At 60.2% G+C, this 23338-nt stretch carries 18 protein-coding genes; 10 read left to right on the forward strand and 8 right to left on the reverse strand.

What is annotated here, in order from left to right; genetic code table 11:
- Nucleotides 1-96 precede the first annotated feature (96 nt).
- The 5 genes from QNH97_RS10180 to QNH97_RS10200 all read left to right on the forward strand — a co-directional run bounded on the left by QNH97_RS10180 (nucleotide 97) and on the right by QNH97_RS10200 (nucleotide 4805).
- Nucleotides 97-765, forward strand: a complete 669-nt coding sequence (locus QNH97_RS10180) for an ABC transporter ATP-binding protein (protein ID WP_283556687.1) — start codon at nucleotides 97-99, stop codon at nucleotides 763-765.
- Nucleotides 765-3233 carry an ABC transporter permease gene (locus QNH97_RS10185; RefSeq protein WP_283557456.1) on the forward strand — a complete coding sequence of 823 codons (2469 nt, stop codon included), beginning with the start codon at nucleotides 765-767 and terminating at the stop codon, nucleotides 3231-3233. The genes QNH97_RS10180 and QNH97_RS10185 overlap by 1 nt, the downstream gene beginning before the upstream one ends.
- The gene (locus tag QNH97_RS10190) at nucleotides 3223-4293 is read left to right on the forward strand and encodes a lipocalin-like domain-containing protein (protein ID WP_283556688.1); all 1071 of its coding nucleotides are present in this window, start codon (nucleotides 3223-3225) and stop codon (nucleotides 4291-4293) included. The genes QNH97_RS10185 and QNH97_RS10190 overlap by 11 nt, the downstream gene beginning before the upstream one ends.
- Nucleotides 4294-4358: 65 nt before the next feature.
- A complete protein-coding gene (locus QNH97_RS10195; protein WP_283556689.1) occupies nucleotides 4359-4601 on the forward strand; it encodes a hypothetical protein in 243 nt (80 codons plus the stop codon).
- A 30-nt stretch (nucleotides 4602-4631) separates the two neighbouring features.
- The gene (locus tag QNH97_RS10200; protein ID WP_283556690.1) at nucleotides 4632-4805 is read left to right on the forward strand and encodes a hypothetical protein; all 174 of its coding nucleotides are present in this window, start codon (nucleotides 4632-4634) and stop codon (nucleotides 4803-4805) included.
- 218 nt (nucleotides 4806-5023) lie between these two features.
- Here QNH97_RS10200 and QNH97_RS10205 read toward each other — a convergent pair whose 3' ends face one another.
- The 3 genes from QNH97_RS10205 to QNH97_RS10215 form a co-directional block, all read right to left on the reverse strand.
- On the reverse strand, nucleotides 5024-5542 hold the full coding sequence (locus tag QNH97_RS10205; protein ID WP_283556691.1) for an Hcp family type VI secretion system effector: 519 nt from the start codon (nucleotides 5540-5542) through the stop codon (nucleotides 5024-5026).
- 302 nt (nucleotides 5543-5844) lie between these two features.
- Nucleotides 5845-7221: a 2-oxoadipate dioxygenase/decarboxylase HglS gene (gene hglS / locus QNH97_RS10210; RefSeq protein ID WP_283556692.1), complete on the reverse strand. Its 1377-nt coding sequence runs from the start codon at nucleotides 7219-7221 to the stop codon at nucleotides 5845-5847.
- Nucleotides 7222-7368: 147 nt separating this feature from the next.
- A complete protein-coding gene (locus QNH97_RS10215; protein WP_283556693.1) occupies nucleotides 7369-8298 on the reverse strand; it encodes an alpha/beta fold hydrolase in 930 nt (309 codons plus the stop codon).
- Between the two features lie 306 nt (nucleotides 8299-8604).
- On the opposite strand from QNH97_RS10215, the gene QNH97_RS10220 reads away from it, so the two are divergent.
- Nucleotides 8605-9687, forward strand: a complete 1083-nt coding sequence (locus tag QNH97_RS10220; protein ID WP_283556694.1) for a diguanylate cyclase — start codon at nucleotides 8605-8607, stop codon at nucleotides 9685-9687.
- A 127-nt stretch (nucleotides 9688-9814) separates the two neighbouring features.
- On the opposite strand, the gene QNH97_RS10225 is transcribed toward QNH97_RS10220, so the two are convergent.
- Both QNH97_RS10225 and QNH97_RS10230 read right to left on the reverse strand, forming a co-directional pair.
- A complete protein-coding gene (locus tag QNH97_RS10225) occupies nucleotides 9815-10243 on the reverse strand; it encodes a hypothetical protein (RefSeq protein WP_283556695.1) in 429 nt (142 codons plus the stop codon).
- Nucleotides 10221-11732: a polymorphic toxin type 44 domain-containing protein gene (locus QNH97_RS10230; RefSeq protein ID WP_283556696.1), complete on the reverse strand. Its 1512-nt coding sequence runs from the start codon at nucleotides 11730-11732 to the stop codon at nucleotides 10221-10223. Before QNH97_RS10230 ends, QNH97_RS10225 begins: the two co-directional genes overlap by 23 nt.
- Before the next feature lie 439 nt (nucleotides 11733-12171).
- Here QNH97_RS10230 and QNH97_RS10235 point away from each other — a divergent pair, with 439 nt between their 5' ends.
- Entirely contained in the window at nucleotides 12172-13410 is a 1239-nt protein-coding gene (locus tag QNH97_RS10235; RefSeq protein WP_283556697.1) for a M20/M25/M40 family metallo-hydrolase, read from the forward strand.
- Nucleotides 13411-13665: 255 nt separating this feature from the next.
- Here the strand turns inward: QNH97_RS10235 and QNH97_RS10240 are convergent, their stop codons facing one another.
- The 3 genes from QNH97_RS10240 to xthA all read right to left on the reverse strand — a co-directional run bounded on the left by QNH97_RS10240 (nucleotide 13666) and on the right by xthA (nucleotide 16917).
- A complete protein-coding gene (locus QNH97_RS10240) occupies nucleotides 13666-14019 on the reverse strand; it encodes a DUF6124 family protein (RefSeq protein WP_283556698.1) in 354 nt (117 codons plus the stop codon).
- A 535-nt stretch (nucleotides 14020-14554) separates the two neighbouring features.
- A complete protein-coding gene (locus QNH97_RS10245; RefSeq protein ID WP_283556699.1) occupies nucleotides 14555-15889 on the reverse strand; it encodes a substrate-binding domain-containing protein in 1335 nt (444 codons plus the stop codon).
- 215 nt (nucleotides 15890-16104) lie between these two features.
- A complete protein-coding gene (gene xthA / locus QNH97_RS10250) occupies nucleotides 16105-16917 on the reverse strand; it encodes an exodeoxyribonuclease III (protein WP_283556700.1) in 813 nt (270 codons plus the stop codon).
- A 177-nt stretch (nucleotides 16918-17094) separates the two neighbouring features.
- On the opposite strand from xthA, the gene QNH97_RS10255 reads away from it, so the two are divergent.
- From QNH97_RS10255 to QNH97_RS10265, 3 genes are all read left to right on the forward strand, one after another.
- A complete protein-coding gene (locus tag QNH97_RS10255) occupies nucleotides 17095-17745 on the forward strand; it encodes a GNAT family N-acetyltransferase (RefSeq protein WP_025212895.1) in 651 nt (216 codons plus the stop codon).
- Between the two features lie 65 nt (nucleotides 17746-17810).
- Nucleotides 17811-19538 carry an autotransporter assembly complex protein TamA gene (locus QNH97_RS10260; RefSeq protein WP_283556701.1) on the forward strand — a complete coding sequence of 576 codons (1728 nt, stop codon included), beginning with the start codon at nucleotides 17811-17813 and terminating at the stop codon, nucleotides 19536-19538.
- The gene (locus tag QNH97_RS10265; protein WP_283556702.1) at nucleotides 19535-23209 is read left to right on the forward strand and encodes a translocation/assembly module TamB domain-containing protein; all 3675 of its coding nucleotides are present in this window, start codon (nucleotides 19535-19537) and stop codon (nucleotides 23207-23209) included. The genes QNH97_RS10260 and QNH97_RS10265 overlap by 4 nt, the downstream gene beginning before the upstream one ends.
- The last annotated feature ends 129 nt before the right edge of the window (nucleotides 23210-23338 follow it).

The raw sequence follows: 23338 nt of genomic DNA on the forward strand, positions 1-23338 counted from the left end.
ACGGCCAGCCCGGCGTCCGCAACGCTTCATCCCCCTGGTGGAGCCGTCACGTAACTCCGCTATCCTGAGCCTCACGTTTATCCGTCGAGCCTTTTCATGCTGGAAGTTCGTGCTGTTTTTAAAAGCTACGCCACGCCCCAGGGCCCGTTGCCGGTGCTGCAGGGCGTCGACCTCACGCTGAAGCCGGGCAGCAGCCTGGCGCTGATGGGGGAGTCGGGCAGTGGCAAGAGCACGTTGCTGCACCTGGTCGCCGGGTTGGACAAGGTGGATCGCGGCAGCATTCGCAGCGGCGAGTATCGTCTCGATGGCATGAGCGAAAGCCAGTTGGCGAACTGGCGACGCACGGAAATCGGCCTGGTGTTCCAGCAGTTCAACCTCATCAGCAGCTTGCCGGTGGAGGACAACTTGGCGTTCCAGGCGCGGCTGTGTGGCCGCTATGACCCGGTCTGGCAGGCCCATCTGGTGCAGAGGCTCGGGCTGAAAGACCTGCTGCGACGGTATCCCGAGCAGCTGTCCGGCGGACAGCAGCAACGAGTGGCGCTGGGTCGGGCGCTGGCCTCGCGACCGCCTCTGTTGCTGGCCGACGAACCCACCGGCAGCCTCGACGAAGCCACCAGCGACGAGGTGTTGCACCTGTTGTTGGAGTTGCTGGACGGCAGCCCCACCAGCCTGCTGATGGTCACCCACAGTCCCCGGGTGGCGGCCCGCCTGGCCCATCGCGTGGAGTTGCACCATGGACGCCTGGCTCAGGTGGCCCAAGGGTGATGATCTTTCGTCAGACCCTCAAGGCGCTGCTCAGCCATTGGCGTCAGCACCCGGTGCGGTTCTTCAGTGTGTTGACCGGGCTCTGGCTTGCCACCAGCCTGCTCACCGGCGTGCAGGCGCTGAACAGTCAGGCCCGGGACAGCTATGCCCGGGCCAGCCAGCTTATCGGCGGCGAACCCCAGGCCAGCCTCAGTGCGCCCGGCGGCGGCACCTTCCCGCAGCAATGGTTTGTCGACCTGCGGCGCCAGGGCTGGCCGGTGTCGCCGGTGTTGCAAGCGCGGGTGACGCTCAAGGAACACGAAGACCAGCGCCTGCAACTGATGGGCATCGACCCGGTGTCGCTGCCTCCCGGTGCGGCGCTGGCCGGTCAGGCACGGGAGATCACCGAGGTGGTGGAGTTCTTCAGCGATCCAGGCCGCACCTGGATCGCTCCACACACCTTGCAAGCCTTGGGAATGGGCGAGGGCGACCGGCCTCAAACCGTCGATGGACAACACCTGCCGCCACTGCACGTCCAGGCGGACATGGCGCCGGGCGTGCTGTTGATGGACATCGGTTTTGCCCAACAGGTGCTCGGGCTGCCGGACCAACTGTCACGACTGCTGTTGCCTGCCACGTTCACTGCGGCGTTGCCGGAGGCGTTCAGCGGCCGGCTGCAATTCAAGCACGCCGATGAAGAAAACAACCTGTCGCGCCTGACCGAAAGCTTTCACCTGAACCTCGACGCCTTGGGGTTTCTCTCCTTCGTGGTGGGGCTGTTCATTGTCCATGCCGCCATCGGCCTGGCCTTGGAACAACGTCGGAGCCTGCTGCGAACCCTGCGGGCCTGTGGTGTCAGTGCGCGGGTGCTGATCACCAGCCTGACCCTTGAATTGGGGGCACTGGCTTTGTTGGGCGGGATCGCTGGAGTGCTCAGCGGTTACTGGCTGGCGAGCCTGTTGTTACCCGATGTCGCGGCGAGCCTGCGGGGTTTGTACGGTGCCGAAGTGGCCGGGCATCTGAACCTCAGCCCATGGTGGTGGCTCAGTGGCGTGGGCTTGAGCCTGTTGGGGGCGTTGTTGGCCGGGGCCGACAGTTTGCTGCGGGCCGCGCGCCTGCCTTTGTTGGCGCTGGCCAATCCCCAGGCCTGGCATCAGGCCCATGCGCGCTGGTTGCGACGCCAGGGTTGGGTGGCGACATTGGCGGCGCTGATCGCCATGTCGGCGTTGATCTGGGGCGATAGCCTGGCCAGCGGTTTTGTCTTGATGACCACCTTGTTGCTGGGGGCGGCGCTGGCCTTGCCGGTGTTGCTCAATCGCGCGCTGAACCTGCTGTTGCGCCGCAGCCGCTCGGTGCTTGGGCAATGGTTTCTTGCCGATTGCCGCCAGCAGCTGCCGACGTTGAGTCTGGCGCTGATGGCTTTGTTGCTGGCGCTGGCGGCCAATATCGGCGCCGGCAGTATGACTGCAGGCTTCCGCCAGACTTTCAGCAATTGGCTCGAACAACGGCTGAGCGCCGAGTTGTACATCAACCCGCAAAACCCGGCCCAGGCGGTTGAGTTGCACGCCTGGCTCAAGCAGCAACCGGTGATCACTGCCGTCGTGCCTATCTGGCAGGTATCGATCCCGCTGCAAGGCTGGCCGACGGATATCCACGGCATCATCGATCATCCCCACTATCGCCAGCATTGGCCGCTGTTGGAATCGGCCAGTGACGAGCCTTGGGCACAACTCACCCACGCCGACACGCTGATGCTCAGCGAACAGCTGGCCCGCCGCCTCGAGGTGAGGATTGGCGACCGGTTGAATATCCCGACGCCCACCGGGCCGTGGGCGCCGCGGGTCGTCGGGATCTATGCCGACTATGGCAACCCCAAGGGGCATGTGCTGGTCAATGCCGATCATTTGCTGGCGCACTGGCCGGACCTGACGCCGAACCGTTTCAACTTGCGTATCGAGCCGTCTGCGATTCCTGCGCTGCTGAAGGCGCTGCAAGAACGCTTCAACCTGGATGACAGCCGCATCGTCGATCAGGCTCGACTCAAAGGCTGGTCGACCCAGGTGTTCGAACGCACCTTCGCCGCCACGGCCGCCCTCAACAGCCTGACTCTGGCGGTGGCCGGGGTGGCGTTGTTCATCAGTCTGCTGACCCAGAGCCAGAGTCGCCTCGGGCAATTGGCGCCGTTGTGGGCGTTGGGGGTGACGCGCCGGCAATTGATGCTGCTCAACCTCGGCCAGACCTGGCTGCTGGCGCTGTTGACCCTGGTGCTGGCCTTGCCGCTGGGCATCGCCCTGGCCTGGTGCCTGGACGCGGTGATCAACGTGCAGGCGTTCGGTTGGCGCCTGCCGTTGCGGGTGTTCCCGTTGCAGCTGGCGCAGTTGTTGGCCCTGGCGATGCTCGCCACGCTGCTGGCATCGGCCTGGCCGCTGTATGCGTTGTACCGCACGCAGCCGGTGGATTTGCTGAGGACCTTTGCCCATGAAGATTAGAGTCGGCCTGATGGTGCTGGCGTTGCTCAGCGGTTGTGATGACTCGCCACCGGCGCAAAAGGGCTTTGCCGGCCTCGGCGATCAGGCTGTGGCATTCACTCCGGTGGTGCCCGGACGGGTGTTCAGTTTTCCCGCTGATCACGGGATTCATGAGGGCTTTCGTATCGAGTGGTGGTACGTCACCGCCAACCTCATGGATGCCGAAGGGCGTGAATTCGGTGTGCAATGGACGCTGTTTCGCAGCGCCTTGAACGCGACTCCCCAGGCCAGCGGCTGGCGTAACCAGACGATCTGGCTAGGCCACGCCGCCGTCACGTCCGCCACCGTCCACCATGCCGCCGAGCGTTACGCACGGGGTGGCGTGGGGCAGGCCGGGGTACAGACGACACCCTTCGAGGCCTGGATCGACGACTGGCGCTTCGGCACTCAAGCGACAGGTGCTGACCCGCTGGCGCAGATGCAACTGACGGCCCGGGACCCGCATTTCAGCTATGCGTTGCGGCTCACGTCGACCCGCCCGCTGGTGTTGCAGGGCGATCACGGTTTCAGCCAGAAATCCGAACAGGGCCAGGCGTCGTACTATTACAGCCAGCCGTTTTTCCAGGCCAGCGGCCAACTGGAGATCGACGGCCAGCGCTACACAATCAGCGGCCCGGCCTGGCTTGACCGCGAATGGAGCAGCCAGCCCCTGACGGCAAACCAGACCGGGTGGGACTGGTTCTCCCTGCACCTGGGCGGCGGTGAACACGTGATGCTTTATCGCATGCGCCACAAGGAGGGGGCGCCGTATCTGACGGGCACCTGGATCGATGCCCAGGGCCAAGCGCAAACCTTGCACGCCGGGGAGATCAGCCTCGAGCCGCTGGACACCGCCAAGGTCGCCGGGCGGTCGATGCCGGTGCGCTGGTCAATCAAGATCCCCGGAAAGCAGCTCGAGGTCACCACCCAGGCCTTGAACCCCAACGCCTGGATGAACCTGCGGATTCCCTATTGGGAAGGGCCAGTGCGGTTGAGCGGCAGCCACGCCGGCAACGGCTATCTGGAAATGACCGGCTACTGAGAATTGCCGGAACTCCCCGCGGACGTCAGCCCTCATACCTTATGAATGCCTCGCAGGAGCCCGTCATGAGCGATGACCTCAAACCTCCGTCGCTGGCCGATTGGCAGCGGCTGTTCGACGACAAGGCCTATTGGCAACAGTCACCTGATGCACACTTCAGCGAGCTGATGCGGGTGAATGATGATCTGTTCGGCCAAGGTGCTATCGACCTGGCGCAGTGGCAGGCGCTGAAGGCCAAGGCTGAGCAACTTCACCAGCGTTCCCCGGATGCCAATGTCGCTGAAGAAGTCGCCGACCCTGACGCCTGATCGCCAGGCCTGAAACTCAAGGAGTTCGCCATGAAGCACAGCCCTGATCCAACGCCGAAAAACCCTGACGAGCCGGCGATGCCTGGCGAAGTGGAACGCGACAACGACGCCCTGCGCCCTAACGATCCGGCCAAGCGCAAACAGCAGCAGGGGGACCCCGAAGCGGGAGAGACCGATGCGCAGAAAACCGGCCGGCGCGGTTGAGGGCGCGCGGCAAAGATGAATAATTATTTAAATGAACTCGCGGAAATATCCTGCAAGTTCCACTAGTATTGTGCCGTTCGCCCAGTGTCAGGCTCTTTACCAGTGCATGGAATGCCGAGGCCGTCGCACTGGGCGAACACCCTCTGGCATCAATCATTACCGTTTACTTCGATGCATCGGCCAGTGGGCCTGGCCGGTGCGTGGGCGGGGCTTTCGAATTAACTAACGACCGGCGAGCGCCAGTCATCGGAACCCGAGGTGCCGCTCACTTCGTGGGTCCAGGTGATCTTGCGGTACGTGAAGTGAACATCTTCCAGGTGGGTAAAGTGTGCGTTTGCCGGGTCCTGGCAGTTGAACATGTAGTCCTTGATTTCGACGATGATCGCGTCCCACAGCGTCGTGGTGAAATAATGCTCCTGGGTACCCGCAGCGGATGTCCGGAACCATTGAATCGCCACTTCTTCCATGCGCTCACCGCTGGTAAGAGCCCCCAGCAGCAGCGGCGTAGATTTGTCGAACACTTTGGTGATGATGAGAGGGTGATGCACGCGTTGGCCGGTTGGCTGGCCGGATTGAGCATCGCGCGGAATGGTCACTTGGTGTTGGAAGCCTTGCACCATGATCCTGTCTTCACGACCTTCCTGAAAGATATTGCCAACCGAGTCGGCTGTAAACGCGCCGGCAGTGATCAAACCTTGTTTGATCCCGGTAATGGTCATATACGCTGGGGTAGCCAATGGATGCTCTCCTTCCTGGATAACTTAAGGGCCTGGAACGGGGAATCGTTCCGAGGTGGCCTGACGGTTATCAAGAGCCGTGCCATTCCATAAAAAAACATACAGTTCAAAGAGTTAGATCTATTCTTTGTGAACTATTGCCTCGGGCAGGCAGAAATGCGCGCCAGGTGCCGCCCAGTGCAGTGCATTCTCTTGCGCACAGCACCGGCGCCACGGCCTTTCAGGGGGAACGGCTTAATTGTTGAGCTTCTAGCAGCAAATCTGTAGCGCAACTTCTTACACGGCCGACCTTCAGCCCGTTCCTACACGCCCAACGCAGCCCGGCATTCATCAATGGAGCGCTGCTGCGTCTCGGCATACAGCCCCAACTCATCAATGGTCGCCCGCCCCAGCGCCTCTTCAAAGGCCTGGCGATTGGACTGCCCGGCGTAGTGACTCTGGGCGGCGTCGCCAAGGTTGGACTGGAAGATGCCGGCGGCGCTGACCGGCAGGAAATCTTCGTACACCAACGGTTCGGCGCGCAGGTATTGCTGCTCCAGCAAATGTTCCAGTGAGGCTGTTTGCTCAAGGGTGCCCTTGGCGGCGAGACCCTTCGGCGTCACGAAGTAACGGAAGTACGCCAGTGCCTGTCGACGCAGTTCATCGTGGGTATCCGGGAGTTGGGCAAAGTGTTCGCCCATCAGCGTGTTGTAGCGTTCGGCGTTGGCTTCGTTGGGAAAAGCCCCCAGCGCATCCCGTGCAGCATTCAGCAATTGATCGTAGAGCGCGCGGCCCTTGGGCGTGAGGGCGGCGCCCCGTTGCTCGATTTCGCCAAAGCGGGCGCTGTGGCTGCCTTGGGATTGACCCTGGTCGGTGAAACTGACCGGCTCATCGAGCGCCTTGAAACTGGTCTGGCGCAGCAGGATCGGGCAATTGCGACGGGGCGGCCCTTCGATCACGGCTTTGGGTGTGATGCCGTGCACGGGCATCTGCGCCTGGACGATGTCGATGTCCAGGGTGCGCGGTGTCAGGTGATTGATGTGCGGGCCCTTGAAGGCAACCACGTCGGCGATCAAGCGATGTTGGCTGCTCAGCTGTCGATATTGCTCGGCCGTGACCGTCGCGCTGTGGTGCCAGCGAAATGTTTCCAGCGCCTGTAGGACGAAGTCCTCGGCTTGCGGTGCCGTCAGGCCACCCTGGCGTTCGGCGAGGTCGATGAGCTCAAGCGCGGTGGGGGTAAAGATCTGCCGCTTATCCAGTACCGATTTGGCAAAGGTGCGAAGCTCGGCGTTTTCGATCAGCTCCAGGCGCAGCAGCGAGGTGAACACTCGGAACGGGCTGACCTGCAAGGCGGTTTCATGCACGGCGCGAAATGCCGTGGAATGCACCGGCACCCCGGCCGGTGTGAGGTCGTAGTAGCCCACCGGCTGCATGCCCATGACCGCAAACAGGCGACCCAGGGTGGCCAGCTCCGCGGCGGTGCCAACGCGGATCGCGCCGTGGCGTTCCAGGTCCAGGCGCTGGAGTTCGCCGGTGCTGCCCAGATGTTCGGCCAATGGCGGATTCTCTGCCAGCACCCGGGCATTGGTTTGCTCCACCAGCTTCATCAGGGCGCCGTACAGGGGCACCTCGTCGCGGTACATGTCGGACATCGCTTTGGAGAAGCGTTGGCGGATCAGGTCGGGACTGACGAAGCTCATTGTGAAAGTTCCTGGTTCGGGCGGCGAGAAAGTTGAACGAAAGATCGCAGCCTTCGCTAACGCCGACAAACGAAGAATCTTCAGGACTTCATTCTGCCAGGGACTGATCCACCCACTCGATCCCGTGCCGCATGGGCAGGCATCCTGTCACTGCCCCAGCCCTTTGAGGAAATCGCGATACAGTGCGGCAGTTGCCCCCGGTTTTTCAATCATGGGCAGGTGGCCGACCCCGTCCCAGATTTCCACCCGCAAATCCGCGATGCCCTTGCTCCACAGCGGCACGCTGCTGACGTCGATCACCCGGTCCTGGCGACCCCAGAGCAACAACGACGGTGCACGGATGTCAGCCAAACGGGGTTCCATCGGCGGGCTGGCGCGAAAATCACGGTATATCTCAGCCAGTTCTTCCCGGCGCTGTACATAACGCTCGGCCAATGCCGCCATCACCATGCTCGGCACCCAGGGCGGGGAGGCCATGGTCATGGCGTAAAACGGCGCGAAATCCTCCCGCGATTGCACGAGGGACGGGTTATGGCCGGCGGCGAGCTGGCGGTCCATATCGCTGGGCTGGGGTGAAGTGACACCGGCCGGATTGAGCAGCGCCAGGGTCAGCACGCGTTCCGGCGAAGTGGCCGCCAGCCACGCGGCGAGTTGACCGCCCATGGAATTGCCGATCACATGGACCTTGTCCAGGCCACAGGCGTCGAGCAACTCGATCATCCGCCGGGCCTGGGTCGGGATGTCATAACCGCCGCCAGCCTTGAAGCCGGTTTCGCCGTGGCCGGGCAGGTCGGGGATCACCACCCGGTAATCGCCGACAAACTGCCGGGCAACGCGCAGCCAAAGTTCCTTGTCGCCGCTGTAGCCGTGCAGCATCAGGATACTGCCGGGTGCCTCATAAGGCCCGCCTTGCCAGGTCGACACCGTCATTTCGCTGATGGGCACGGTGATTTTTCGCAACCGATAGAGGCGTGCCTCCAGGGCCATGCTCGTGTCGTACAGCACATGGCCGATGCTTGGGTACGTCAACCAGCTCCAAGCGATAAACACAGCAAGAACAACCAACAACACCAGCATATTTTGCCCTCCATGGGTCACGAAAAAATGTGATCGGCCAGTCTGAGTCGACGGGTCAGACAGTGATAAGTGAAGCTGAAGCCGGGGAACATCGCGATGATCTTTTCCTCATCCGGTAGGTGCCCACGGACATCCTCTTGGATGATTGGCTGATTCCCCTGTCATGTATAGCCAAAATCCAGGCAGAGCCCCGGTTTCGAAAAAAGAAAATACCCCTTCATTGAGTAGTGGCTATTTGATGCTGCCCTGATAGACTCCAAGCAACCCTATCCCAATGTCTTGGGAAACCCCGGTGCAGAGGCCTCTATGCAGAAAACCGGAAAAAAGGGACGCACGCTCGCCAGGAGGCTCTATATATCTCGCACCCTGGGCTTGGCGCTGGGGTTACTGCTGGTCAGTGCCGCCCTTTATCCTCTCGATCCTCCGCGGTGGGTCTGGGTTTTCATGCTGTTCAACGGCCTGCTCTGGCCACACTTGTCCTATCTATGGGCCCGGCACAGCACGGTACCGTACCGCGCAGAGCACCTTAATTTGCTGATTGATGCGCTGCTTGGAGGTTTTTGGGTCGCGGCGATGCAGTTCAACCCTCTGCCCACCGCCGTCACGCTGGCCATGATGGCAATGAACAACGTCGCCATAGGCGGCTTGCGTTTCCTGCTCATCGGGGCGGTGGCCCAAGTGGCAGGCATTGTCGTAGGCGTGGTGATTTTCCCGCTGGCCAGCGTACCCATGACCAGCCCGGCGCAGATCTACGCCTGTTTGCCGCTGCTGTGCCTGTACCCGATGGTGCTGGGTTGGTTCTGCTTTCGCCAGGCCCACGTTCTGGGCCGGCAAAAGCGCGAGTTGCTGGCCCTGAGCCGTACCGACAGCCTGACCGGGTTGCTCAATCATGGCGCCTGGAAAGATCGGCTCAACGAGGAATTCGAACGCTGCCTGCGTCACCCAAAAGACGGGGCAGGGCGCGGCGCGATTGCATTGATCGACATCGATCATTTCAAAGCCATCAATGACACCTACGGCCATGTGACGGGCGACATCGTGCTGCGCCGGCTCGGCAAGATGCTCAAGCACAACCTGCGAGCCGCCGATGTGGCCGGGCGTTATGGTGGTGATGAGTTCTGCGTGATTCTGCCGGACCTGACACTGGCCAATGCCGTACAGGCCATGGACGGTTTGCGCGAGCGCTTCTCGATGCTCGGCTATGAGAACCCGACGTTGAAGGTGAGCCTGAGCATTGGCCTGGCGGCGTTCAACCCGGACTATGACGACGCGACCCTCTGGCTCAACGATGCCGACCAGGCGCTTTATGAAGCCAAGACCACGGGGCGCAATCGGGTTACTTGCTATCGGCCTCGAGCGGTATTGGAAGCGTCGGCCATTCCTCTTTGATGTGAGGGATCCATGGACGCCGGATTCAAGAGCAGAGGTGCGAGCATAGGAGCGGTGCCCCCGACTTGCGCCGGGGGGCGTTGCTTCTTTGTTAGAGCCGCTATGGCAAAGTTCGAGGTCATGTGGATTAAGGCATGTCTGAGGTTAAATCTAACTTGACCCGTTTCCACTCGCCGTTTGTTTCATAGTAGGCGGTATTTCTGTATTCGTAGATCATGTCTAATGTTCTGAGTTTTACTCTTCCGGGCAAAATTTCTCGAACGGCGCCAGAGCTTTTGGTTACAAGGAATGGATGGGCTGACTTTATTTTATTAAGCGCCTCGGTGTGGTTGTCATCTCTTTTCATGAGGAAATACCGGTAGACGATTGGGACAGTAGCTCCTCCTGAATTATAAAGCACCTCGTAAATTGCACCTGTTGAGTTGACTGGTATTACGGAAATTATCTCCGTTGGTTCTGGTGAGGCGGGGGCGGTCATGTAAATGTATATAGCCTGCGCGACGCAGAGTGTTGATATCGTAAAAGAAAACCACCTAGAAGCCCTTGGTTTTTGCATACGCTATACCTGCTTTTATCCATATCTGATCAATCTTATCATCGCCGTAAGGCGACTCTGCCCACCATTTTCCAAATTCTTCCTTTGATGTTCCCGCTATGGATTGAGCCGCTCCTGCCGCTCTTAGTAAAATCTGCTCTGAAATGCCTGCCGCTGTGCCAGTGGCACCATAATTGAAATTGCCAAACTCCTCAAACTCTCTGCCATGCTGTTTATAGTCCCATTCGCCTTTGTTTCGAACTTTGGTGTAAAAAATTCCAAAAGTAACAGCGTCACCTCCCACAATGATTTTTGAGGCATCTTTCAATTTTCTCGCCTCCTCCATATTTGCGATAAGCATGATGTTGGGTGGGGAGAGGGGAGGTACTCCGGAGTTGGCGCGTTGTTCGATTAGTTTTTCTTGCTCGGGAACTAATCTTATAAGTCGAGTTTCAAGGTTGTTAATCTCGGCGTTCAATATGTCGCTCTGATAGGTGGCATAGAGCGCGGAAAGTTCCTTTTTCAGAGACGCCTCAGGGTCGAGGTGATTAAGTCGTGTGTGCTCAACGAATGCTTTGCTATCTTGGTTTATTAAGTCTTTACCTGGGTGGCCAGCTAAGAGCGAGAGATGCCGTTGCAGTTCTTTTTGTTTCATCTCCACTAGCTTTTCAATGATGGATATGGTTTTGGTGAGCCTCTGCTCCTGTGATATATCAACCGTCGAGCCAGCCTTTTTCTCGGCAGTATTCAGTTCGGTCTGAAGTCTTTTTTCTAAACTGCCTTTATCCAATTGATATTGACTGGTGATAGCTTTTTTTTCTTGATTGTATCGATTGGACCAAGTGTCTAAGTATTTTTTTTCTTCGGCTTCTGTAGTTGTGATGGTTGAGGCTAGCTGTTTGGATTTTTCAGCAAGGATTTTTGTTTTTGCAGCTAGCATTTTGGCTGTATAGGCGGCGGTGATGGAGGTTAACCATTTGTTATAGGTCGTGAGAGAAGGCTCTCTGCTTTTATGAAAAATGTTCACAAAGTCAACTGCATTTTTTTTGATATCTTTGTTAAAAGGATTTCTTCTGTAAAAAAGGTTGGCTGTTGCAGTGCTCTGTTGGAGTTCGGATTTCTTTAGTTCAAGAAGTTGATCGGCGATAGATTTTTCAAGCTTGTACTGCTCCAGTGCAGTTGGCTTGCCAGGGCCTGATTTGTGTGCGATTTCTTCGTCAAGCTCACGCCTGAAAAACGGGGTGTGTGCGTTATAGGCTTTGTCTAAAATATCTTGTTGGGTGGCGATAGCAACGATTATTGCTATTGTCTGATCCGGATGTTTGATGTTTTTTTTGCTGAAGAGTGTTTTGATTTCGCGTGTTTCAATAATTTTTCCGTTCCAAGGCAGGGGTTTTGCAGTATATACAGGTGGCAGCGGAGCGGATGGCAGTCGTGGCAAAGGCTGGTCCGGTTTTATAATAATGGGCGGAAGATTGATTTTATCAGGTGGGCCGTTCGGGTTTTTCATGGTGCCTCCTGGCAGTGTGTCGATTATGTACAGCGTTGGATGGTTTTATTCGCATCAAGCGTCGGTTGTGTCGATTGTGTTTTTTATAATTCGATTTTATGAGTGTGCGAGTTGTTATCAATGTTTCGGGCAGGTATGACAGGCTGTTTGCTGGACGCTATCACGGACAAGCACTTGTATTCTGCGAAACAAGATCAGGCTAGGGGCGCCACTTCCGAGCAGCAACCTGAAAAAGTTGTCGGAAAATTATTAACGATCTATCGGCTTGTGCATTTTTCCATGCTTCGGCTGCGCTATTTCCTACATGGTGATAAGAAATATGCTTTCAGGAGTGTCGCTACTAGAGTGGCGTATGGCACCTTGCGTAGTGGCTGGAGCCTTGGCTCATTGTCGGGTAGGGTTGCCAAAGCACTCTCCCGCTACGGACAAGGATGAACTCATGACGATTACTCCTCTTCGCTCCCGTCTGGCCGTCAGTCTCGGCCTGAGCCTGGCCCTGGGCGCCTTCGCCCCCGTTGGTTTCGCGCAGCCCCATCAACAAGTACTGAGCGACGCCGAACAGTACAAGGGTGAGGCCCTGAAATTGCTCGAGCGACTGGTGAACATCGACTCCGGCTCCGGGTATGTGCCGGGGCTGACCCAGGTCGGCGACATAGCCATCGATGAACTGAAGAAGCTGGGCGCGACCATCGAGAAGGTGCCTAACTCCGACGGCACCGAACATATCCTGGCGACCTTCAAGGGCACCGGTAAGGCGAAAATCCTGCTGATGGCGCACATGGACACGGTGTTCAAGGAGGGCTCGGCCGCCGAGCGTCCTTTCCACATCAAGGATGGCCGGGCCTATGGGCCGGGGGTGATGGACGACAAGGGCGGCATCGTCGCCGGGATCTACGCGTTGAAGGTGCTCAAGAATCTGGACTTCAAGAACTACGCACAGATCACCTTCTTGCTGGATGCCAGCGAAGAAACCGGCTCGGATGCCGCCACTGATCTGATCAAGAAAACCGCCAAGGCCCATGACGTAACACTCAACCTGGAACCGGGTCGTCCGGCCGACGGTTTGGTGGTCTGGCGCAAGGGCAGCGCCACGGCATTGGTGGAGGTCAAGGGCAAGGCGTCCCACGCTGGTGTCGCGCCGGAACTGGGGCGCAATGCGGCGATGGAAGCCGCGCACCAGATCCTGCAACTGGGCAAGCTCGGTGATGCGGAGAAGAAAACCACCATCAACTTCACCGTGCTCCAGGCCGGCGACCGGACCAACGTGATCCCCGCCGAGGCCAGCGCCAAGGCCGATGTGCGGGCGGCGGTGCCGGAAGAATTCGACCGCATTGAAAAAGACCTGGCCCGCGTGTCGCAAGACAAGCTGATTGCCGACACTGAAGTCACCACCAGCCTGAAACGTGGCTTGCCGCCGATGCCGCAGACGGCGGAGTCGGATCGCTTGATGGCCATGGCCCAAGGCATCTATGGCGAGCTGGGGCGCAAGCTCACCGAAGAAGGCAGCGGCGGGGCGGCGGACGCCAGCCTGTCGGCCGGGGTCGGCACACCGACGCTGGATGGCTTTGGCATCGTCGGCGGGAATATCCATACGCCGGAGGAATATGCGGAGGTTGAGAGTGTGGTGCCACGGATTTATCTGTTGTCGAGGATGATCATGGAGTTGGCTAATCGATAGCAGTCAGCCCTGCACAACCTGCGGCAAGAACACAACCTGATGGCAAGAACACAATCCTGTGGCGAGGGAGCTTGCTCCCGCTCGGCTGCGAAGCAGTCGTAAAACCGGCTGATGCGGTCCACCTGAAAGACCGCGTCAGTCCATTTTTGGGGCGGCTGCGCCACCCAGCGGGAGCAAGCTCCCTCGCCACAGAAGCTCGGTTCGCGTTGGCCTCTGGAGGTGTTATCCAGAGGCCAGTTTCATTGGGTGAGTCGGCTAGCGCGGATCGACGTTATCCAGCGCCCGGTTCGCCAACAAACCGCTTAGTTCGATCAACTGCTGGATACCCAGGGCCACGTGCCGCTTGGAACCCTCCAGATCAAACGCCAGGTCGCTGACCATGGCGTTGGCCGAGGCCAGGGTTTCGCTGAGGTTGGCGAGCAAGGACTCGGTGTCGATGCCGTTGACCACCGTGAACAGTTGGCTGGGATCGGCTTCGGGTTTGTCCGGTTTGGGATTCAGGTAATAGTCGAGGGCTCGCTCGGCGGCTTCGTCGAGTTTTTTGGAGTTCGGTTTTTTGCGTGGTGAAGTCGGATCGGTGTCCGGAGGGTTAGGTGTTGGTTTGAACATAGATGAAACTCCTTGGTAAAGGGAGCCGCAACCTATTGCTACCAAACATTAGGTGGCGGCTATACGCAGGTTGGTAGACCGGGTACCAAGGCAAACCCAGCGCGCCACAAGGGCGCCCCGCGCACAGCCGCCATAACAAACCTGCCGACGAAAATCGTCAACGGCTGTATTTGACGGAGCTGTGCGCCTTAGTTTTACCCGGGCTACCAAACCCGATCGCTGATTCGTCAGCGACCGGGAAACGATAAAGCCGGGCCTCCAGGCGCACAAGCCGGCGGATTCTGGCGTAGTTGTAGGCAATGGCGCAAGGCGGCGGGGCTTGGTCCTACATCGAAATCAGCGGGATAAACACATGGCTCTTGTGGCGAGGGAGCTTGCTCCCGCTCGGCTGCGAGGCAGTCGTAAGGCCGGCTGATGCGGTCCACCTGAAAGACCGAGTCAGTCCATTTTGGGGCGGCTTCGCCACCCAGCGGGAGCAAGCTCCCTCGCCACGGGAATGAGGTTTGCCGTGGGAGATGTATCCGGCCTTTGGATGCTAGTAAACCCAAACCTCCACCCGCCGATTCCTGATCCTTCCTTCATCTTCATTATTGGCCGCTACCGGCATCAGCGCGCCGAAGCCGCGCACTTCTCGCAGGGTCACGCCGTGCTTGACCAGCTCACGTCGCACCGCCATGGCCCGTAGTTTGGACAAGAGATCCGCCCGCGCCGGGTCGTCCTTGGCATCGCCAAAACCCACCAGCGTCACGCGGCGCTCGGTCTTGCCGTGTTTCCGGATGTAGTCGAGCACTCGGCCCAGATCATGATGGGCCTTGCTGTCGAGGCTCGCGCTGCCTTCTTCAAAGCGAAAATTCACGGTCAGGCGCTGGGCATGACGGCTCAGGGCTTGATAACCCTCCGGCATCAGCGCATTCGGCGTAACGGCCATGGCCTGGACGGTTTGGGCAATGAACCCGTTGGCGGCGACGATGGCCTGGCCTTTGTCACTTTGTGTGAACTCAACCAGTGCCGCGGCCCACGGGTTGGTTTCCCGCGAAGGCAAATAAAAGAACAGGCGCCGGGACAACGGGTAATCCTCGGTGGCGATCAGGGGACTCAGCGGCAACATGGGTTGGGAATAGCCGTCGATAATCGCCAGGGCCTTGGCTTGGCGCACGTAGGGCAAACCGATGAAGCCGATGCCTTGCGGGTCCTGGCTGACGGAGTCGGACAACTGTTCGCTGGATTCGAAGCGCCGCGCTGTGGGATCCAGCCGTTTTCCCTGTCGGTTAAGCACCAGCTCCTTGAAGGTATCGTAGGTTCCGGATTGTTCATCCCGGGCGTACAGATGAATCGGCCCGCCAACGCTGCCGACCATTTCCCAGGTTTTTGCCTCGCCGCTGAATATCCGTGCCAGTTGCCCGGTATCGAGCTGACGCAGCGGGTTTTGCGGATGAAGAATAATCGCCAGGCCGTCGATGGCGATGACCTGCTCGGCGGTGGGACTTTTCAGATCGCCGAGGGACGATAATTCCTTCAGTTCACTGTCCTTGATCGGGCGGGACGAGGCCGCCAGGTCGGCGCTGCCTTGTTTGAGGGCGGCGAACCCGGTGCTGGAGCCATGGGCGGCAATGTCGATTTGCACACGCCGGCCGTCGGCGGTCTGGCCGACGACGCGCTGTTCGTTGTCCCGACCGGTGATTTCAGCGCTGACCTTGAGCAGGCCCTGATCCTCCATCAGTCCTCTGATCAGGGCCGGCCCCAGGGCTGCGCCAATGGTATTGGAGCCCTGGAGACGCAGGGCAGGGCCGTGATCGGGGATGAGCAAGCCGCTGGCCCAAGCCACGAGCGGCAAGCAAAGCCCCACGAAAAAAACAACGCACAGCCGCATGCTGGTACCTTCTGACCCTGAGGAAGTGTCGGAAGATTAAGTCAGTAGGGTTACCGAAATATGACGAGGTTGCGACCGTGAACCCCTGTGGGAGCGAGCTTGCTCGCGATGACGGCGGCACATTCAAAATCAATGTGGCAGATACGCCGCTATCGCGAGCAAGCTCGCACACAACTGGATGGCGGATGTTCACAAATTTTGTGCGCGCCTTGGCCTCAGCTCAGTTGCAACCAGATCGGCGCATGGTCCGAAGGCTTCTCCATGCCCCGCAGCTCATAGTCCACGCCGGCGTCCTTGATCCGTGGCAGCAGGCCATGGGAGGTGAGGATCAGGTCGATGCGCAGGCCACGCTTGGGCTCGTCTTCGAAGCCGCGGCTGCGGTAGTCGAACCAGCTGAAGCGGTCGGCGACGTCCGGGTTCAGGTGGCGGAAACTGTCCACCAGGCCCCAGTTCTTCAGGCGGGCCATCCACTCGCGTTCTTCCGGCAGGAAGCTGCATTTGCCGGTTTTCAGCCAGCGCTTCATGTTGTCCGGGCCGATGCCGATGTCGCAGTCTTCCGGGGAAATGTTCACGTCCCCCATCACTACCACGGGCTGGTCATTGCTGAAGCGGCTTTCCAGCAGTTGCTGCAGATCGTTGTAGAAACGTTCCTTGGCCGGAAATTTGGTCGGGTGGTCGCGGCTTTCACCTTGTGGGAAATAACCATTCATGATGGTCACCGGCACGCCGTTGGCATCGGCGAAGGTGCCCCAGATAAATCGCCGCTGGGCGTCTTCGTCGTCGCCCTCGAAGCCTTTGTGCAGGGTCAGTGGCGCCTGACGGGAGAGCAGGGCGACGCCGTAGTGGCCTTTTTGCCCGTGGTAATGCACGTGGTAACCCAGGGCTTGAACCTCGGCCAGGGGGAATTGTTCGTCGTGGACCTTGGTTTCCTGCAGGCCGATCACGTCCGGCTGATGCTTCTCGATCAGCGCCGCCAGCTGATGGGGACGGGCGCGCAGCCCATTGATGTTGAAGGAGACGATCTTCATGGTCGGCAGTCCTGGCAAAACTGCGATGCTAGCTGACATGTCGGAACTGAGCCAGCGTGGCAGTAGGACAAATGCGCTGCTAATGTCCTTTGCTTGTAGGAACGATCACAACCCAATCGGGTTCGTACTCAATAAGAGCAGGGCCTCATCGAGCCTCGCCCCAGGAGATCTACCGTCATGCCTGAAACCGCCACCGCCATTGCCGACATTCATATGCTCGACAGCGGTTACTCCCGAGAAGCGCGTTCATTGCTGTATCAGGCTTATCGACATGAGCCGACCTTCAGCTTTCTGTTTGAATCCGAGCGGCCCGGCTATGAGCATCGGGTACGGGCCACGGTGCGTGAGCTGGTCAAGCAGCATTTTCTCCAGGATCTGCCGGCCATCGGCCTGTTGGTCAATGACCGTTTGATTGGCATCGCCCTGATCGCTCCACCGCAACGGCGACTGGGTATCACCGAAAGCTGGGCCTGGCGCCTGCGCATGGTGTTGAGTACCGGTTTTCGCTGCACCCGGCGCTACCTGGACTACCACGCGGCGGTAGCGGCCTGCCTGCCGTCGGACGCAGTCCATGTGTTGCCGCTGCTGGGGGTTCATCCACAGTTTCAAGGCCAACACTTTGGCGAACAGCTACTCGAGGCGGTGCACAACTGGTGTGCGGTGGACGAAAACTCCCAAGGCGTCGTGCTAGACACCGGCAACCCACGTTACCTGGAGTTTTATAAACGCCAGGGCTACGAAGAAATCGGTGAAATTGCGGTAGGACCCGTCCGCGAACATGTGTTCTTTCACGCCAATCCCCAAGTCTTGCAAAGCGCAACAGCGTAATCGGCCGAACTTTTGGGAAATGTCCGGCTCTATCAGGCTTCCAAGCCCGTGATAGCATCCGCGCCATGAATTTCCCAGGACGAATAACCAGTGGCGCGCTCTTGCTGTCCCTCAGCTGCGCGGCACTGGCACAAAGTGAATTGGATGTACGGGTCAAGCCGTCCAACGACGAACTCAAGGCCAACGTAGAGGGTTACATTGGCGGCGTGGGCGATCGTGACGAAGAGGCCTTGCTGCGCTTCAGTCGTGGCGCCGAGGAACAAGCGCGCAAAGCCGCCCAGGCGCTGGGCTATTACCAGCCGCAGATTGACAGCGAGGTCAAGGGCGGCAAGGTCCCGCGCCTGGTGCTGACCATCGACCCCGGCGAGCCTGTGCATTTGCGCGATGTCACGGTGCGCATCGATGGCCCGGCGGCATCGCTCAAAGCCTTTCGCGTGCCTGATAATGCCGCCCTCAAGCCCGGCGCGGTGCTCAACCATGGCCGTTACGAGGACGCCAAGCGGTTGATCCAGAACCAGGCTTCGCGTTACGGCTTTTTCAGCGGGCGCTTCGTCAGCCAGAAATTGCGCGTGGATCCCCAGGCGGGGATCGCCGACATCGAGTTGATCTACGACAGCGGCCCGCGCTATACCCTGGGCCCCGTGCACTTCGAAGGCGACACCCCACTGGACGAAGACCTGCTGCAACGCATGGTGCCGTTCAAGGCGGGCACCGCGTACGATTCCGAACTGATTGCCGAGCTCAACCAGGACCTGCAATCGAGCGGTTATTTCGAAGGTGTCCGGGTGGATGCGGCGCCCACTGCGGCCACCGATAACGTGATCCCGGTGGCGGTCAAGCTCGACACCCGCAAGCCGCGCACCATGGGCCTGGGCTTGGGGTTCTCCACCGACGTTGGCCCACGGGCCAAGGCCAATTGGACGCGCCACTGGGTCAATGCCCAGGGCCACAGTTACGGCTGGGAGACGGAAGTGTCGGCGCCCCGGCAGAACGTCGGCCTGTGGTACGACGTGCCGTTGGACCCGCCGCTGACCGACAAACTGCGCTACGCCGGCGGTTATCAATATGAAGAACTGGCCGACACTGACAGCCTCAGCAAACTGCTGACCGTGGGCCCGGAATGGCATAGCAAGTTGCCCAGCGGTTGGCAACGGGTCGTGTCGCTCAAGTGGCAACGAGAAGAGTATCGCCTCGGCGATGATGCGGGCCTGAGTACGCTGCTGATGCCCGGCGTCAGTTATTCCTACCTGCGCAGTGACAACCGCATCGACCCCCATAACGGGTATCGCCTGCAATTCGATACCAAGGTGGCCAAGGAAGGACTTGGGTCGGATAACAACCTTTTGTATGGCACCGCCATGGTCAAGGGCCTGACCACGGTGTTTGACAAACATCGTCTGCTGGCCCGGGCCCAGGTCGGCGGCAGCGCCACCAATGGCTACAAATCCATTCCGCCGTCCCTGCGCTTTTTCGCCGGTGGCGACCAGAGCGTGCGCGGTTACGACTACCAGAGCCTGTCGCCGGAAAACTCCGAAGGTGATCGTATCGGCGGTCGCTACATGGTGGCCGGCAGCCTCGAATATCAATATTCAATCGCCGAGAAATGGCGGGTGGCGACCTTCGTCGACCAAGGCAACTCCTTCAACAGCCTTGAACTGCCGAGCCTCAAGACTGGCGTCGGCGTTGGTGTGCGTTGGGTGTCGCCGGTGGGCCCGATCCGCCTCGACCTGGCCCATGCGCTGGACGACGAGGGCGGCATTCGCTTGCACTTTTCCATGGGGCCCGAGCTGTGAAACGTGGTTTGAAGATAACGTTGCTGGCGCTCGCCGGGTTGCTGGTGGCGCTCATGCTGGCCTTGAGCGTTGTGCTCGGCACAGCCGTCGGCAGTCGTTGGGCCCTTGGCCTGGTGCCAGGGTTGAGCGTGGAGAATTTCCAGGGGCGCCTGGGGGGACAGTGGAGCGCCGATCATCTGTTATGGCAGCAGGACAGCAGCCGGGTGGAGCTGGATCGGCTGATATTCGCCTGGTCGCCGTTGTGCCTGGCGCGCATGACGCTGTGCATCGAGCAGCTCAAGGCCGACGAGGTCAGCCTGCAATTCCCGCCGTCTGCCGATGAGTCAAGCAGCGGGCCGATCACCTTGCCGGACCTGGACTTGCCGGTCGCCATTGAATTGGGCGAGGTGCAGATTGGCAGCCTGTTGTTCAACGGCAGCGAACAGCTCAAGGGCCTGCAACTGGCCGCCCACTGGACCGCCCAGGGCCTGCAGATCGACTCGGTGCAATTGCAACGTGATGAGCTGAGCCTGAAGCTCTCCGGGTTGCTGAAACCGGGCGGCGACTGGCCTTTGAACGCCGAGGGCCAGCTCACGTTGCCGGCACCGGGTGCCACGCCCTGGCGGCTGGACCTGAAAGTCGACGGCAATCTGCTCAAGACCCTCAACCTCAACGCCGACAGCAGCGGCTACCTGCAAGGCCGTTTGGTCGGTGAGCTGCAACCGTTGGCCGACAACTTGCCGGCCAAGGTGCGCATCACCGCCGACGGCTTCAAGGCCAGTGCCGACCTGCCCGATACCCTGGTGCTCAATCAGGTGGAGCTGACCGGCGAGGGCGATCTGAAAAACGGCTATCAGCTGCTCGGCAAGGCCACGCTGCCCGCCGAGAAAGGGCCGGTGGCGTTGTTGCTACAAGGCAAGGTGGATGCCAATGGGGCCCAGATCGCCGGTCTGGACCTGAATGCCGGTGACCAGCAAAGCCTCAAGCTCACCGGTGAGTTGGACTGGCGCGAAGGCCTGAGCGCCGAAGCGAAAATCGCCTGGCTGGATTTTCCCTGGCATCGCCTTTATCCGCTGATCGACGAGCCGCAAGTGACGCTGCGCAGCTTCAACGGCGAGGTGTCCTATACCGACGGCAAATACCTAGGCAATTTCCAGGCTGCGTTGGACGGCCCGGCTGGGGCCTTCAGCCTGGACAGCCCGTTCAGCGGTGACCTGACGCAGATTTTCTTGCCGCAGCTCAAGCTCGCCGCCGGGCAGGGCAAGGCTGAAGGGCACCTGAACCTGCAGTTCGCCGACGGCATCGCCTGGGACACGGCGCTGCAATTCTCGGCGATCAACCCGGCGTACTGGCTTGGCGAGCTGCCCGGCACCCTGGCCGGACCGCTGCGCAGCAAGGGCTCGATGAAAAACGACAACCTCAGCCTCGATGCGGACCTCGACCTCAAGGGCAAACTGCGCGGCCAACCGGCGTTGCTCCAGGCCAAGGCCAGTGGTGCGGGTGAGCAGTGGAACCTCAGTACGCTGGATATCCGCCTGGGGGATAACCGCATCAACGGCACCGGCAGCCTGCAACAGAAACTCAGCGGCCAGATCGACATCAAGCTGGCGCGCCTGGCCCAGCTCTGGCCGCAATTGCGCGGCCAAGTCATGGGCCGTGTCGACGTGGCCGGAACGCTCAAGGCCCCCCAAGGCAAGCTCGGCCTGCAAGGCACGCAACTGGCGTTCCAGGACAACCGCCTGCAAAGCCTGAACCTGGACGCGAGCCTCGACAGCGCGCAGCGCGGCAAGGTCGACCTCAAGGCCAGCGGTATCCGCGCTGACGAAACTTCACTGGGCGTCCTGACGGTCAGCGGGCAGGGCGACATCAAGCAGCAAAAGTTGAACCTGGACCTGCAGGGACCGCAACTCGACACGACCCTGGCGCTCGATGGCGCGCTCGACCAAGGCAACTGGCGCGGACGCCTGGCCAGCGCAAACGTGCAGGCCGGCGGTCAAGCCTGGCGCTTGCAGGCCCCGGCGAAGCTGGAACGCCTGGCCAATGGCACACTTAACGTGGGCGCCCATTGCTGGCGTTCCGGCCAGGCCAGCCTGTGTGGCGAAGACCAGCGTCTGATGCCGGAGCCGAAGCTGCGCTATCACCTCAAGCAGTTTCCCATCGAAAGCCTGGCCCAGTGGATGCCCAAGGATTTTGCCTGGCAGGGCCAGCTCAACGCTGACCTGCAATTGGATCTGCCGGCCAGCGGTCCGAACGGTCGGATCCAGGTGGATGCCAACGGCGGCACCCTGCGGATCCGGGACAAAGAGCAGTGGCTGGATTTCCCGTATCAAACCTTGATGCTCGACAGCCGCCTGACCCCCAAGCGCATCGACACCCAGCTGAATTTCGTTGGCGCCAAGCTTGGCGAATTGATGCTCCAGGCGCAGATCAACCCGCTGCCGGCCAGCAAGCCTTTGAGCGGCTCGTTCCGCCTGACGGGCCTGGACTTGTCGGTGGCCCGGCCGTTCCTGCCGATGGTGGAAACCCTCACCGGCCATCTGAACGGCAGCGGGACGTTGTCCGGTGGTTTGCTGGCGCCCCAGGTCAACGGCAACCTGGTGCTCAGCGACGGCGAAGTGTCTGGCCCGGAACTGCCCATCAGCCTCGAAGCCTTGCAGGTACGGGCGATGATTACCGGCGAAGCGGTGCAACTCAACGGTGACTGGAAAAGTGGCAAGAGCGGTCGGGGCAGCCTGAGCGGGCGCATCGCCTGGGACGAGGCGCTGACGATGGACCTGGCCCTCAAGGGCTCGCAACTGCCGGTCACTGTCGAGCCTTATGCCATGTTGGACGTGGCGCCGGACCTTCATATCACGATGCAGGGCGAGCGGCTCTCCATCGCTGGCAAGGTCCTGGTGCCCAAGGGCGAGATCACCATCCGTGAACTGCCGCCGTCTACCGTCAAAGTGTCGGATGACACGGTGATCGTCGGCCACCAGACCGAAGAGGGCAAAACGCCGCTGGCCATGGCGATGGACATCGACGTGATCGTCGGCCAGGAGAAGCTCGCGTTTTCCGGGTTTGGGCTGACGGCCAATGTGCAGGGACAAGTCCACATCGGCGACAACATGGACACCCGCGGCGAACTCTGGCTCAACGACGGTCGCTACCGGGCCTATGGGCAACGGCTGACGGTGCGGCGGGCGCGGCTGCTGTTCGCCGGGCCCATTGACCAGCCCTATCTGGACATCGAGGCGATCCGCCAGACCGACGACGTGGTTGCCGGTATCCGCTTGAGCGGCAGCGCCGAACAGCCGACCACGCAAATCTTCTCGGAACCGGCCATGAGCCAGGAGCAGGCCTTGTCCTACCTGGTGCTGGGCCGGCCGCTGAGCACCACGGGCGAGGACAACAACATGCTCGCCCAAGCCGCCTTGGGCCTGGGGTTGATGGGCAGCTCGGGCGTGACCACCAGCCTAGCCAGTAACCTGGGGATCGAGGACTTCCAGCTCGACACCCAGGGCAGCGGCGATACCACCAGCGTGGTGGCCAGCGGCAATCTCTCGGAAAAACTCAGCCTGCGCTATGGCGTCGGCGTGTTCGAACCTGCCAACACCATTGCCCTGCGCTACAAGCTGAGCAAGAGGGTCTACCTCGAAGCCGCCAGCGGCGTCGCCAGCTCCCTGGATATCTTCTACAAGCGCGACTTCTAACCCTTTCCCAAATCCCATGTAGGGCCAATCCCCTGTGGGAGCGAGCTTGCTCGCGATAGCGGCGTGTCAGTCAACGACGATGTTGAATGTCATAGCGCTATCGCGAGCAAGCTCGCTCCCACATTTGTT

The sequence above is a fragment of the Pseudomonas sp. G2-4 genome, assembly GCF_030064125.1.
In the GTDB taxonomy this organism is placed as follows: Bacteria; Pseudomonadota; Gammaproteobacteria; order Pseudomonadales; family Pseudomonadaceae; genus Aquipseudomonas.